Genomic DNA, 12,383 nt, shown 5'->3' with positions numbered 1-12,383 from the left:
GATAGAGGACTTCCACCTCCAAGCTGTCGTTCATACTCGGCACACCGCCAACGGGTCCGCGCAAAGCGCGGCCCGATGACAGGCTCCGCGTGAACCCGGAATCCATTTCTCCGCCCGCGTATGCTGCGCAATGGATTCCGGGCTCGCGACTTCGTCGCGCCCCGGAATGACGCGGGGGAGCGATCACGCGCACGCGAATTCCAGGATCATGTTGTTCGCGGGCACGTCTACCGCCTCCTCCAATGACAGACCGACGCGCCCCGCCAGCTTCTCGATATCGGTGATGTCGCGCACGCCCCAGTCGGGATCCTGGTTGCGCAAGGATGTGTCGAACACGGCGTTGCTGAGAGCCGTGTGCTTGCCGTCGCGCTTGAAGGGGCCGTAGATGAACAGCCGGCCGTCGTCGCGCAGGCGGCGTGCGGCGCCTTCGAACAGGCCTTCGGTAACGCGCCAGGGCGCGATGTGAATCACATTGGCGCAGAACACCGCGAGCAGCTTTGGCAGCTCGCCGCCCTCAGGCGCAGCACCGGGCCAGGCCGGATCGGAGAGATCGATCCTCAGCGGCGGACGGATGTTCGGAAGGGCGGCGTATGCGCGCCAGGCCGCGATGCTCTTCAGATGCGCGTCGTTGAGATCGCTCGGCCACCAAATGATGTCGGGGGTCCGCTCCGCGAAATACACGACGTGCTGGCCAGTGCCGCTGCCGGCCTCCAGCACGTCGCCGGATCGACCCAAAAGAAATTTCTCCAGCACTGCCCAGATCGGCTGATGGTTGCGATGAAAGGCCGCCGCATCAAGCCGGCCGTCGGCCCCGACCCGCCCGCCGTCCTTGCCGAATTCAACCACAAACTCTGGCATGATGCTCTCCTTTGCCTATCGTACAAAACGCAACACCGTAGCGATCCTGCTATTCCGCGCGCGCCGTCGCAATGCGCGATTTGGGCGCGCCTTCATCATAATGGTTACGGCCGTAGCCCCGGATGAAGCGGAAGCGTAATTCGGGGCGAGCGCACCCATCTCTCCGCTCGTCATTCCGGGATGCGCCGAAGGCGCAGGCCCGGAATCCATTGCGCCGCATGCGCAAGTGGAAGAATGGATTCCGGGTTCTCGCGGAGCCTGTCATCGGGCCGCGCTTTGCGCGGACCCGTTGGCGAGCCCCGGAATGACGAGCTGAGAGATAGATTGCTTCGCTGCGCTCGCAATGACGGGGGATGGAGCTACCGCGCCACGCGCTGCAACTCCTTCGTCAGCAAGTCCAGCGCGTCGGCGAGCATCACGCCGCCGCAGACGGTGAGACGTTCGGGAAGCACAATGCGTTTCTCCGGCGGATAGAAGTGCTCCAGCGCCGGATGCAGCAGGAAGGCGCGGCCGTTGTCTTCGGCGCGGTCACCGGCCTCCGACACCAGGATGAAGTCCGGTCTCAGTTGCACGATCGCTTCCAGCGAGGCGTAGCCGCCGGCTGCGACGCCGAGGTCGCCGGCGGGATTGAGGAGGCCAGCTTCGATGAGCAGCGACGACACCAGGCTGTCGCTGCCGGACACCCAGCCACGGCGCGCCAGCGGCAGCACGCGATAGTGCTTGCCGGTCGCGGCCTCGCGCGCTTGGGCGATCGCGGCGTCGAGCCTTGCAATCGCGACCTTTGCGCGGTCCGGATGCTGCACGATCTCGCCCATCTCGCGGATCTGGTCCTTCACCTCGTCCAGCGTGCGCGGCACGCTGAACTCGACGAGATGAAGGCCGTTTGCTTTCAAGAGCTCGCGCGTTGCGCGCTTGTCGAACAGGCTGGCGACGACGATGTCGGGCTTCAGCACCAGCACGTCCTCCGCGCCGCCGGAGAGAATCGGGAAGCGGCGCGCCTTGTCGGCGGCGAATGATTGCCAGGCCTCGCGGGAGAATCGGCTGAGGCCCAGGATCTGCTGGGGATCGGCGAGCGAGAGCAGCAACTGATCGCTGCAGACGTTCATCGAGACGATGCGCGGCGCGCTCGCCGCAAGCGCGACAGTGGTGGACAGGGCGAACGCTGCAAGGAATGCAGCGAGGCGCCGCATCAGATCTCCGCCCACGGCACGATCACCGTCTCGCGCTGATATTCGGCGCGGAAGGCGCTGATACGAAACACGTCGGCCATCACTGCTTCCGACAGCGCGTCCGCGGGCGCGCCCTGCGAGGCGAGGCGGCCCTGCGACAGCACCAGCGCATGGTCGGCAAAGCGCGCGGCAAGGCCGAGGTCGTGCGTCACCACGATCACCAGCACGCCCTTGTCGGCTGCCGCACGCAACCCCTTCATGACGTCGATCTGGTGGCGCGGATCGAGCGAGGCGGTGGGCTCGTCCGCCAGGATGATCGGCGCCTCCACCGCAAACACGCGCGCCAGTGCGACGCGGCTGCGCTCGCCGCCGGAAAGCTCGGTGACGCGGCGCTCGGCGAACTCCATGACGTCGGCCGCCTGCATCGCCCGCACCACCGCCTCGACATCGCGCGGGGACAGCCGTGCCGGATCGGTGGCACCATGCGGATAGCGGCCGAGCGCGACGATGTCGCGCGCGGGCAGCGGCCAGTGCACCATGTGCCCTTGCGGAAGATAGCCGAAGCGTTTGGCCCGTTCGCGCAGCGGCAGCGCGGCGAGCGCCTCGCCACCCACCTTGATGACACCATCGGAGGGAATGAGACCGGCGAGCGCGCGCAAGAGCGTGGTCTTGCCGGCTCCGTTCGGACCGACCAGGGCGACGAGATGACCTGAGGCGAGTTGCAGCGACACGTCGCTGAGCACGCGGCGGCCGGCGAGCGCGACGTTAAGATGTTCTGCGACAAGCGCCGTCATGCGACGCCTCCGCCGAGCGCGCGGCGCTCGCGTACGATGAGATAGAGGAAGAACGGCACACCGATGATCGAGGTCAGGACGCCGACCTTGATGTCCGAGGTCGACGGGATGATGCGCACCGCGATATCGGCCGCGAGCAACAGCGCCGAGCCCGCGAGCGCGCTGGGCACCAAGAGCCGCGCCGGGTCGTGGCCGATCACGGGCCGCATCAGATGCGGCGCGACCAAGCCAATGAAGCCGATGGTGCCGGTGACCGCCACCGCGCCGCCGACGCCGAGCGCAACGCCTGTGATCACGAACAGCCGCAGGCGGCCGACATCGACGCCGAGACTTTGCGCGGTCTCTTCGCCAAGCGTGAGCGCACGGAAGGCGCTGGCCTGCGACAGCAGGATGGCCGCGCCGGCAACGATGAACGGCAGCGCCAGCGCGACATGCTGGAAGCTGCGATCCTCCAGCGAGCCGAGCAGCCAGAACGCGATCTCCAGCACCAGGAACGGATTGCTGGCGAGGTTCATCACCAGCGCCGTCGCAGCGCCCGCAAGGCTCGAAATCGCAAGCCCGGCGAGGATCAGGATCAACAGCCCCGCATTGCGGCCAGCGATCGCGAGCAGCACGAACACCGAGCCGAACGCGGCGATGATGGCGGCGACCGGCAGCGCGTAGGAGCGGACATCGGCCAGCCCGAGCGCGATCACCAGCACCGCGCCGAACGCCGCCGATTGCGGCGCGCCGAACAGCGAGGGCGAGGCTAAGGGATTGCGCAACAGGCCCTGCAGCGCCGCGCCTGACAGGCCGAGAATGGCGCCGATCGCGAACGCCAGGATGGTCCGCGGCAGGCGGATCTCGCGCACGATCACCTGCGTTACATCGCTGCCGCCACCGAACAACGCCTCGATCACCGTCAGCGGCGACAGCCGCACCGGGCCGGTGCCGAGCGAGATCAGCATCAGCACGGCAACCAACGCAATCATCGCAACGGTCGCCCCCAACCGCCGCCGCGCGGCGAGACCCGCCGCTATCGTGAAATCCTGTGCACTCATCGCGCCCTGCTTCTTGCAGCGAATTCGGTGGCAGACAAGCGACACCGGAACAAAAAAGCGTATTGGGGATGGGGCGCCGCAGTTTCGCCGGGATTGACTCGGGCGTCGCCAAAATCCTAGATGGCCCCGACGGTTCCTATCGGGATCAAAAGGGAATGCGGTACCGGGAAACTTCCCTCAAGCCGCGGCTGCCCCCGCAACTGTATGCGGTGAATCCTTCGTCTTATGCCACTGGGCGTCTCGGTCCTGGGAAGGCGACGAAGGGTAACGACCCGCGAGCCAGGAGACCTGCCGTCTTACGTGGTCACACGCGACGATGTCGGTCGGGGAGTACAGGCATTTGCTTCACCTGAAGCGCGAAACGCGATGGTGAGCCTCGGATCGCTGTGACGTGCCACTGACGTCATACCGAGGTCTCGCCGATGTTCTCTGCTATCACCGCCACCAAGCAACGCCGGGCACTCCTGCTCGCGTCGAGCATGCTGGCGCCCGCCTTGTACGTTTCTGCCGCGCAGGCGCAGGAAGCGTCCTCCGAACAATTGCCACCGGTCGAGGTCAGAGCGCCTGGCGACCACAACCGCACCCGTGCCAAGCCCGCTTCCGACGGCACTCCAGGCCCCCGGCGTCCCGCGCCGGGCCAGGTGCCGACCACCGCGCAACCGGCCGGCGGCGCGGGCTCGGGCGGCGGCGCCGCTAGCGGAGCTTCATCCGGTGGCAGCGGCGGCAGCCCGCAGTTCGCCGGCATCGTCGGGACGTCCTCGACCGTGATCACCGCCGACGACATCGCGCATTCGCCATCGCACACCTTGCCGGAGATCATCGCGCAGGCGCCCGGCGTGCAGCTTCAATCGCTCTATGGCGGCGTAAACGGCGCCAAGACCTCGGTCGACCTGCGCGGCTTCGGCGCGTTCGCCACCGCCAACACGCTGTTCCTGCTCAACGGGCGGCGCCTCAACGACATCGACATGGCGCAGGTCGATCTCTCGACCATCCCGCTGGATTCGATCGAGCGCATCGAGATCACCCGCGGCAACAGCGGCGCCGTACTCTACGGCGACAACGCGATCGGCGGCGTGATCAACATCGTCACCAAGACCGGCATCGGCGGCCCGCCGGTCTCGATCCGGGGCGAAGCCGGGTACGGCTCCTTCAACCAGCGCATGGCCGCGATCTCGACCGCGATGAATTCCGGGCCATGGTCGGCGTCGTTCTACGGCAACGGCATCAAGTCCGACGGCTACCGCGTGAACAATGCGCTCGACCAGCGCAACGGCGTCGGCAATCTCAACTACACGACGCCGGACCTGAAAGCATTCCTGACGGTGACCGGCGACGACCAGAAGCTGGGCTTTCCGGGCGGCCGGATCGTCGACCCATCCGCCGGCATCAACCAACTCGTCACCGACCGCAGGGGCGCCGCCACACCGTTCGACTACGGCAACCAGCAGGGCGCGAGCGCGACGGCTGGCTTCACCAAGACGCTTCTGAACGGCGTCGACCTGATCGTCGATGGCGGCTACCGCCAGAAGGACACGCAAAGCGGATTCTTCGGCGCCTCACCATTCATCAGCGCGACATCCACCTACAATGACGCCGCGCTGCAGACCTGGTCGATCACGCCGCGGCTGAGCATCAACAATTCGATCTTCGGGATTCCGTCGTCGATCCTGACCGGCATCGACTATTACGACGCGACGTTCAACCAGCAGCGCGGCGCGTTCCGGGGCGTGCCGCCGATCCATACCTACGACCTGTCGCAGCAGTCGCTCGCCGGCTATTGGATGCACACGGTCGGCCTATTGCCCACGACCGATTTCTCCTATGGCGCGCGGGTGCAGAACACCTGGCTCAACGCGCGCGACCGCTACGATCCGAACGCGCCGTTCGCCTTCGACGCGCAGGCGACGCCGCTCGACCAGAGCGAGACCAACTACGCGCTGCATGTCGGCGTCGAGCATCGCTTCACCGAAATGTTCTCGGTGTTCGCCCGCGCCGCGCACGCCTTCCGCACGCCCGATGTCGACGAGCGCGTCTCGACGGGTCCCGCGTTCGACGCCTTCTTCAATCCGCTGCCGCAGAATTTCCAGTTGAAGACCCAGACCTCGCATGACGTCGAAGGCGGATTCCGCGTCAAGACGGGCCGATTCCAGGTGCAGACCAGCGTCTACAACATGGACCTCGAGAACGAGATCCATTTCAATCCGGTGCTGTTCTTCAACGTCAACCTCGAGCCGACCCGGCGCTATGGCTCGGAGACGCAGGCTTCGCTGCGCGTCAGCGATACCGTGTCGCTGCGCGGCGGCATGGCTTACACGCGTGCTGTGTTCCGCGAGGGACAGTTCGCGGGCAACGACGTGCCGCTGGTGTCGCGCTACACCGGCAATCTCGGCGTGACCTGGAATATCTGGGACAACTATCTCGTGCTCGATGCCACGCTGCGCGCCTGGAGCTCGCGCGTCATGGATAACGACCAGGCCAATACGCAAACGCGCATTCCGGGCGATGCGACGATCGACCTCAAGCTCAGCGGCGCCTATGAGCATTTCTTCTGGTCGGTCAGCGTCAACAACCTGCTCAATGCGCTCTATTACGACTACGCCATCGCCTCGAACTTCACGCCCGGCCGCTTCAACGCCTATCCGCTGCCGGGCCGCACTTTCCTCGTAAAGGCCGGCGCGACGTTCTGAAGCAATCGGCCGGTCCGTGGCCTGCGCGCGGACCGGCTTGTCCCGCCCGAATCAGCCATTATGTCGTGATGGCGGGAGATCGATATGGGCGGGATCGGGAAGACAAACCAACCTCCAAAGCAGGAAGGCGGCAAGCCGAAGCCGCCGCCTCCACCTGCGCGCCACGACGAGGACGACGACTACGAAGACGGCGACATCGCCACGCCGAAGCGCGATCGCTACGGCCCGGACGACGAGCCGTTGTGAGACGCCTCCCGTCATTGCGAGTGTAAGCGAAGCAATCCATCGCGCCGCTAGCGGAGACGTGGATTGCTTCGCTGCGCTCGCAATGACGGGGTGAGAGCGTTGCCCAGAATTGTAGGGTGGGCAAAGCGCAGCGTGCCCACCATTTCACGGGCGGTGCAAGGGAAGGTGGGCACGCTGCGCTTTGCCCACCCTACGGCGGCTACGGCGGCTGATGCAGTCCGGCGAAATCCTCGCGCTCGATCTTGCGGATGCTCTTCAGGTCGAGCAGATGCGCGCCGAAGCCGCCGCGGGCGACCGTCCTTGCCAGTTTCGGCGAGACCAAAGTGAGGCCGGCCGTCATCGCCAGCGGCACGGCACTGAGCCAATCGAGCTGCACCGGCGTCAACTCCTCGGTGCTGGCGTTGTAGGGCCCTGAGGTCTTCAGGAGATCGCCGCACTCAACCAGAATGTCGCGCCTGGTACCGCCGCGGGAGGCCTGGCCGAGCAACGCCTGCATCGCCAAATGCGTCCGCACGCCGGTGCGGCTCTCAGGCAAGGGTTTTGGCGTCTCGCCGAGCGAAACGCGCAGCAGGAGATCGACCAGATCGGTGCCGGCGCGGAAGGCGTTGAGCGGCTCGACCAGGCGCGGATTGCAATCGATCAGGAGCGGCACGGAGCTGTCGATCGGCATCACGTAATCGACCGACAGCGCGCCGTGCCAGGCCAGCGTTTCTCCAATCGCTTCCAGATAGGCGTGCACCTGCGGACGGCTGACGCTTTCCTTGATCGCCTCGCCGCCGCCGACGCCGGGCGCGACCTGCCGGTAGGCGTGGAAACCGACCAGTTTCCCAAAGCAAAATACCGACTGCGCCTTCTCCGTGGTGCCGGTGACGAGATCCTGGACTAGAAGCTCGTCGGCAAAGGTATCGCTCGCGCCGAGCTCGTATAGCGCGATGTTGAAATCGGCTTCGTCGCGCACGAACCAGATGCCGCGGCTTGCCGTGCCGACCGAAGTCTTGATCACGGAGGGAAAGCGGATGGCCTCACGCAGCTCGCTCTCCGAGGTCACGATCCGCGTCGGCGGCTGCGGCAGACCCAACCGGTCGAGCAGGCGGCTGAAGCCGGCCTTGCTGTGCACCATCCGGTAATTGTCGAACCGCGGCAGCGCCAGGCCGACGCGGCCCTTCAATCGCGCCTCGGCGCGCGCGAACAGAAAACCCTGCTCATGGGTCGGCAGCAGCACGTCGAACGGTGCCTCCAGGAGCCGCTCGATATAACCAAGGAATCCCTCGGGGTCGTGGCGCAACCCCGGGCAGCGGTGGAATTTCCGCACAAAGCGCGAATAGCGCGACAGGCACCAGGGCGAGGGATCGCAGACTTCGACATGGTGGCCGGCAAGACCGAGGATCGTGATCGCCTCGCGCGCCGAAGTGCTCGCCCCCTCGGGGATCAGGACGCGCAGCTTTCTTGCCGGATCGGTCATGCCAGATCATTGCTGCAATGCGAGTGGCTTGTCTCGCCGCTTTAATGCCGCATGTCGCTCGGTCGCGGTTCGCCGGGTCAGCCATGCAGCGGCCTTCATGGACAAATAACGCCCAGCCGATATTTTCGCGCCAGATCATGATCCGAGCGGATCATGATCTGGCTCTCTGTTTGAGCATGATCTTTTCGGAAAACCGGTTCCCACTTTTCCGGATCATGCTTTAAGCCCCGCCGGGCATCACATTTGATGGGCTTCTCACTGATATGGCTGATGTTCTCGCCGCACCGCAGCAATTGAAGACCGACAGCGCGGCGCGCACGCTGACGGGGATTTCGATCGCGCACTGGGTCAGCCATTTCCATATCTTCGTGCTGCCGATGCTGTTCCCGTTCCTGAAGGAGCGGCTCGGCGTCGGCTATATCGAGCTCGGCTTCGCGCTCACCGTGTTCGCGCTGGTCTCCGGCCTGACGCAGGCGCCGATCGGCTATCTCGCCGACCATATCGGCGCGCGAAAAATCCTCCTGATCGGGCTCTGCCTGGGCGGCTTTGCCCTGATCGGGCTCGGTTCGCATTTGAGCTATCCCGCGCTGATCGCAAGCGCGATTGGGCTCGGACTTGCCAACAGCGTCTATCACCCCGCCAACTACGCGATCCTATCGGCACATATGGACGAGGCGCGCATGGGCCGCGCGTTCTCGGTCCACACCTTTGCCGGCTTCCTCGGCGGCGCGGTGGCACCGGCGATCATGGCGGCGCTGGTCGCTGCAATCGGCGGGCTCGGCGCATTGATGGTCGCGGGCGCGATCGGCCCGCTGGTGGCGCTATTGCTCGTCATCATGGGCATCCCCGACGCGGGCGCCGCGAAGGACAGGCCCGAGGGCAGTGAGAAGGTGAAAACCAGCGTGATGACGCCGGCGATCATGGTGCTGACCGTGTTCTTCACGCTGCTCAGCCTGTCGAGCGCGGGGATCAATAATTTCGGCGTGGTGGCGCTGATGGGCGGCTATGGCGTGTCGTTCTCGTCGGCCAATATCGCGCTGACCGCGTTCCTCGGCGCCAGCGCGGCGGGCGTGCTCGCCGGCGGCTATCTCGCCGACCGCACCCATCGCCACGGCCAGGTCGCGGCGGCCTGCTTTGCCGTCAATGCGGCGATCGTGGTCGTGATCGCGATGGTCAACCTGCCATCGGCGGTGCTGACCGCGGCGCTGGGCCTGGCCGGCTTCCTCGGCGGCGTGATCACGCCCTCGCGGGACATGCTGGTGCGCAACGCAGCACCTCCCGGTGCGGCCGGCCGCGCCTTCGGCATCGTCTCCACCGGTTTCAACTTCGGCGGCATCGCAAGCCCGCTGCTGTTCGGCTGGATCATGGACCACAACCTGCCGCATTGGGTGTTCGGCGCCTCCGCCGCCTTCATGGTGCTGACGGTGCTGCTCGCGCTCGTCACCGACCGCAAGCCGCAGGGATCGGAAGCGCACGCAGCGGCTTGATAACCACTTGTTTAGACCTCCTCGCGAGCGATCGCTTCCAAACGATCCGCGCAATCGCTCAGGCCGACATAACAGGCGACACCGAGATAGATGGTCTGAAGCGCGCAAACGCCGCGGTCTCGACGTGTCGGCACGCACGCGGCGCCGGTAACGTGTTCGCCGGCCTCGGCAGGCCGCATGGAAACTGCGCACTCGTTGCCTTTGGTGGTCGCGGTCACGAGAGATCTCCGCAGTGATTTTCAAAGGACACTGCGGTGCGCCCGTTACGGTCCGATCACTGCCTCGAACTAAATGCTTACGGCTGTAACCGATCGCGATAATCTGACCAGGAGGCGAGCCAACGCGGCTTGATGCGATCCTGAGCTGGCAACAGAAGAGGAGACATCTCAATGCAGGAGTACGATCTCTACATTAATCCGCAAAAGCCGACGTTGGGCCTCTATGTGCGCAAAGGGGCCGGTCTTCCCGACCTGGCCAATCCTGAGGAATGGGCATTTGACGGCACGGCGGCACAAGCCGAATTGCCGCCGGACCTTGTGAAAAAGATCGAAACCAACGGTCACGCCTTCCGCGACATGGACTAGGCTTTGACAACACCGCCATATTCCCAGGTTGCGGCGCCATAGCGCATTGCTGAACCTCATCCCCGCCGGTTGACAGCACCGAGGGACGACCGATGATGCGGGGCAACAACAACAAATCGGGATGAAGCGCCATGACCTCAGCGCCTGACATCGTGATCCGCGGCGGCACCATTGCGGACGGCAGCGGCGGCGACCTCTATGAAGCCGATGTGGCGATCGCGGACGGCAAGATCACCGAGGTCGGCAAGGTCGCGAGCAAAGGCAAGGAAGAGATCGACGCGCGCGGCAAGCTGGTGGCGCCGGGCTTCGTCGATGTTCACACCCACTATGACGGCCGGGTGACCTGGAGCCAGGACATCACGCCCTCCTCGCAGAACGGCGTCACATCAGCGATCATGGGCAATTGCGGCGTCGGCTTCGCACCCTGCCGGCCCAGCGACCACACCAGGCTGATCCAGCTCATGGAAGGCGTCGAGGATATTCCCGAGCCGGTCTTGAGCGCCGGCATTCCCTGGGAATGGGAGAGTTTTCCCGACTACATGAACTGGCTGTCGAAGCGCAGCTTCGACGTCGACATCGGCGCGCAACTGCCGCATGCCGCGCTGCGCGTCTATGTGATGGGCGAACGCGGCGCGCGGCGCGATCCCTCCACGGTGGAGGACAACAGGCAGATGGCGGCGTTGGCGGGCGATGCGGTTCGCGCCGGCGCGCTCGGCTTCTCCACCTCGCGCACCCTCAACCACCGCACCTCGACCGGCGACTTCACGCCGACCTTGAAGGCGGGCGAGGACGAATTGACCGCGATCGCCGGCGCGATGCATGGGGTCGGCCGCAGCGTGCTGCAATTCGTGCTCGATCTCTCCACCGTCCACGAAGACCTGCCGATGATGCTGCGGGTGGCGGAGAACACGAAATGCCCGATCTCGTTCTCGATCACCCAGAACGACAAGTCGCCGCGGCGCTGGCGCCAGACGCTTGACACCATCAACGAGGCAAGCCGCCGCGGGCTATCGATCACCGCCCAGATCGCGGCGCGTCCGGTCGGGCTGATGCTCGGGCTCGAATTATCGCGCAACCCGTTCCAGACCCATGCGAGCTACAAGGCGATTGCGCACCTGCCGCTCAAGGAGCGGGTGGCGCGGTTGCACCAGGCCGAGACGCGCGCCGCGATCCTCGCCGAGAACGCCAGCGACACCGACGACCCGCTGTTCTTCCGGCCGAACTACGACAAGATGTATCTGCTCGGAAATCCGCCGGATTACGAGCAGCCACCGGAGAACACGCTGGGCGCGCAGGCGCGCCGGCTCGGCAAGCGCCCGGAAGAACTCGCCTATGATGCGATGCTGACCGACGGGGGCCGCGGCATGCTCTACGTGCCGTTCCTCAATTATTCCGACGGCAATCTCGACGCGACGCGCGAGATGCTGCTGGACCCGAATTCGGTGCCCGGCCTCTCCGACGGCGGCGCGCATTGCGGCATCATCTGCGATGCCTCTTTCCCGACCTATCTCCTGACCCACTGGACGCGCGACCGCACCCGCGGCGAAAAACTCTCGATCCCCTTCGTGATCGCGGTGCAATCGCGCAAGACCGCGCTCTCGGTCGGCCTCGCCGACCGCGGCCTGATCGCGCCCGGCTACAAGGCCGACGTCAACGTGATCGATTACGACCACCTGCATCTGCACCCGCCGAAGGTGCATTACGATCTCCCCGTCGGCGGCCGCCGCCTCCTGCAGCAGGTCGACGGCTATGAGGCGACCATCGTCTCGGGCGTGGTAACGCAGCGCGGCGGCACGGCCACGGGCGCAAGACCCGGCCGGTTGATCCGCGGCACGCAGGCGACGCATTCGGCGGCGTAGGGTGTGGGCAAAGGCGCGTCAGCGCCGTGCCCACCATTTTGGCGCGACGCTCGCGATGGTGGGCACGCTACGCTTTCCCCACCCCTACGGACGACGAAGACGTCGTGAAGACGGCGCCGCACGTGAGCAACCGGCGACATGGGTAACACTTCAAACCGACGACATGGGTAACACAATTCTCGTTTCGTTCAGGTCTG

General features: G+C 65.6%; 12 protein-coding genes and 1 riboswitch. Of the genes, 6 read left to right on the top strand and 6 right to left on the bottom strand.

Annotated features, from left to right (window positions below):
* Window positions 1–183 precede the first annotated feature (183 nt).
* The 4 genes from AAFX91_RS31980 to AAFX91_RS31965 form a co-directional block, all read right to left on the bottom strand.
* Window positions 184–858 (bottom strand): DUF938 domain-containing protein, encoded by a 675-nt coding sequence (locus tag AAFX91_RS31980; protein ID WP_394569254.1) that lies wholly within the window; start codon window positions 856–858, stop codon window positions 184–186.
* Window positions 859–1,217: 359 nt separating this feature from the next.
* The gene (locus AAFX91_RS31975; protein ID WP_394569253.1) at window positions 1,218–2,048 is read right to left on the bottom strand and encodes an ABC transporter substrate-binding protein; all 831 of its coding nucleotides are present in this window, start codon (window positions 2,046–2,048) and stop codon (window positions 1,218–1,220) included.
* On the bottom strand, window positions 2,048–2,821 hold the full coding sequence (locus AAFX91_RS31970) for an ABC transporter ATP-binding protein (RefSeq protein ID WP_130583622.1): 774 nt from the start codon (window positions 2,819–2,821) through the stop codon (window positions 2,048–2,050). The genes AAFX91_RS31975 and AAFX91_RS31970 overlap by 1 nt, the downstream gene beginning before the upstream one ends.
* A complete protein-coding gene (locus tag AAFX91_RS31965) occupies window positions 2,818–3,792 on the bottom strand; it encodes a FecCD family ABC transporter permease (RefSeq protein ID WP_394569255.1) in 975 nt (324 codons plus the stop codon). Before AAFX91_RS31965 ends, AAFX91_RS31970 begins: the two co-directional genes overlap by 4 nt.
* 182 nt (window positions 3,793–3,974) lie before the next feature.
* Window positions 3,975–4,172: riboswitch (cobalamin riboswitch) on the top strand.
* Window positions 4,173–4,283: 111 nt separating this feature from the next.
* On the opposite strand from AAFX91_RS31965, the gene AAFX91_RS31960 reads away from it, so the two are divergent.
* Both AAFX91_RS31960 and AAFX91_RS31955 read left to right on the top strand, forming a co-directional pair.
* A complete protein-coding gene (locus tag AAFX91_RS31960) occupies window positions 4,284–6,548 on the top strand; it encodes a TonB-dependent receptor (RefSeq protein ID WP_394569252.1) in 2,265 nt (754 codons plus the stop codon).
* 84 nt (window positions 6,549–6,632) lie between these two features.
* Window positions 6,633–6,794 (top strand): hypothetical protein, encoded by a 162-nt coding sequence (locus AAFX91_RS31955; RefSeq protein ID WP_282532536.1) that lies wholly within the window; start codon window positions 6,633–6,635, stop codon window positions 6,792–6,794.
* Window positions 6,795–6,993: 199 nt separating this feature from the next.
* Here AAFX91_RS31955 and AAFX91_RS31950 read toward each other — a convergent pair whose 3' ends face one another.
* Complete coding sequence (locus AAFX91_RS31950) at window positions 6,994–8,256, bottom strand: hypothetical protein (RefSeq protein ID WP_394569251.1); 1,263 nt, start codon at window positions 8,254–8,256, stop codon at window positions 6,994–6,996.
* Between the two features lie 263 nt (window positions 8,257–8,519).
* Here AAFX91_RS31950 and AAFX91_RS31945 point away from each other — a divergent pair, with 263 nt between their 5' ends.
* Window positions 8,520–9,743: an MFS transporter gene (locus AAFX91_RS31945; RefSeq protein ID WP_394569250.1), complete on the top strand. Its 1,224-nt coding sequence runs from the start codon at window positions 8,520–8,522 to the stop codon at window positions 9,741–9,743.
* Window positions 9,744–9,754: 11 nt separating this feature from the next.
* Here the strand turns inward: AAFX91_RS31945 and AAFX91_RS31940 are convergent, their stop codons facing one another.
* Window positions 9,755–9,961: a hypothetical protein gene (locus AAFX91_RS31940; RefSeq protein WP_394569249.1), complete on the bottom strand. Its 207-nt coding sequence runs from the start codon at window positions 9,959–9,961 to the stop codon at window positions 9,755–9,757.
* 171 nt (window positions 9,962–10,132) lie between these two features.
* Here AAFX91_RS31940 and AAFX91_RS31935 point away from each other — a divergent pair, with 171 nt between their 5' ends.
* The 3 genes from AAFX91_RS31935 to AAFX91_RS31925 form a co-directional block, all read left to right on the top strand.
* Complete coding sequence (locus AAFX91_RS31935; RefSeq protein ID WP_394569248.1) at window positions 10,133–10,327, top strand: hypothetical protein; 195 nt, start codon at window positions 10,133–10,135, stop codon at window positions 10,325–10,327.
* A 131-nt stretch (window positions 10,328–10,458) separates the two neighbouring features.
* Window positions 10,459–12,186, top strand: coding sequence for an amidohydrolase family protein (locus AAFX91_RS31930; protein ID WP_394569247.1), 1,728 nt, complete (start codon window positions 10,459–10,461; stop codon window positions 12,184–12,186).
* Between the two features lies 1 nt (window position 12,187).
* Window positions 12,188–12,383, top strand: a 196-nt coding sequence (locus AAFX91_RS31925) for a hypothetical protein (RefSeq protein WP_394569246.1), incomplete at its 3' end; no start/stop codon positions are given.

Origin of the sequence: Bradyrhizobium sp. 31Argb, assembly GCF_043638955.1 — a bacterium.
Classification (GTDB): domain Bacteria; phylum Pseudomonadota; class Alphaproteobacteria; order Rhizobiales; family Xanthobacteraceae; genus Bradyrhizobium.
The sequence above is the reverse complement of the archived record's forward strand: the minus strand, read 5'-3'. Positions and strand labels throughout refer to the sequence as shown.

Excerpts from the sequence above, each read along its gene's own strand:
- AAFX91_RS31980 (WP_394569254.1), bottom strand. The coding sequence starts at position 858 with ATGCCAGAGTTTGTGGTTGAATTCGGCAAGGACGGCGGGCGGGTCGGG.
- AAFX91_RS31975 (WP_394569253.1), bottom strand. The coding sequence starts at position 2,048 with ATGCGGCGCCTCGCTGCATTCCTTGCAGCGTTCGCCCTGTCCACCACT.
- AAFX91_RS31970 (WP_130583622.1), bottom strand. The coding sequence starts at position 2,821 with ATGACGGCGCTTGTCGCAGAACATCTTAACGTCGCGCTCGCCGGCCGC.
- AAFX91_RS31965 (WP_394569255.1), bottom strand. The coding sequence starts at position 3,792 with ATGATTGCGTTGGTTGCCGTGCTGATGCTGATCTCGCTCGGCACCGGC.
- AAFX91_RS31960 (WP_394569252.1), top strand. The coding sequence starts at position 4,284 with ATGTTCTCTGCTATCACCGCCACCAAGCAACGCCGGGCACTCCTGCTC.
- AAFX91_RS31955 (WP_282532536.1), top strand. The coding sequence starts at position 6,633 with ATGGGCGGGATCGGGAAGACAAACCAACCTCCAAAGCAGGAAGGCGGC.
- AAFX91_RS31950 (WP_394569251.1), bottom strand. The coding sequence starts at position 8,256 with ATGACCGATCCGGCAAGAAAGCTGCGCGTCCTGATCCCCGAGGGGGCG.
- AAFX91_RS31945 (WP_394569250.1), top strand. The coding sequence starts at position 8,520 with ATGGCTGATGTTCTCGCCGCACCGCAGCAATTGAAGACCGACAGCGCG.
- AAFX91_RS31935 (WP_394569248.1), top strand. The coding sequence starts at position 10,133 with ATGCAGGAGTACGATCTCTACATTAATCCGCAAAAGCCGACGTTGGGC.
- AAFX91_RS31930 (WP_394569247.1), top strand. The coding sequence starts at position 10,459 with ATGACCTCAGCGCCTGACATCGTGATCCGCGGCGGCACCATTGCGGAC.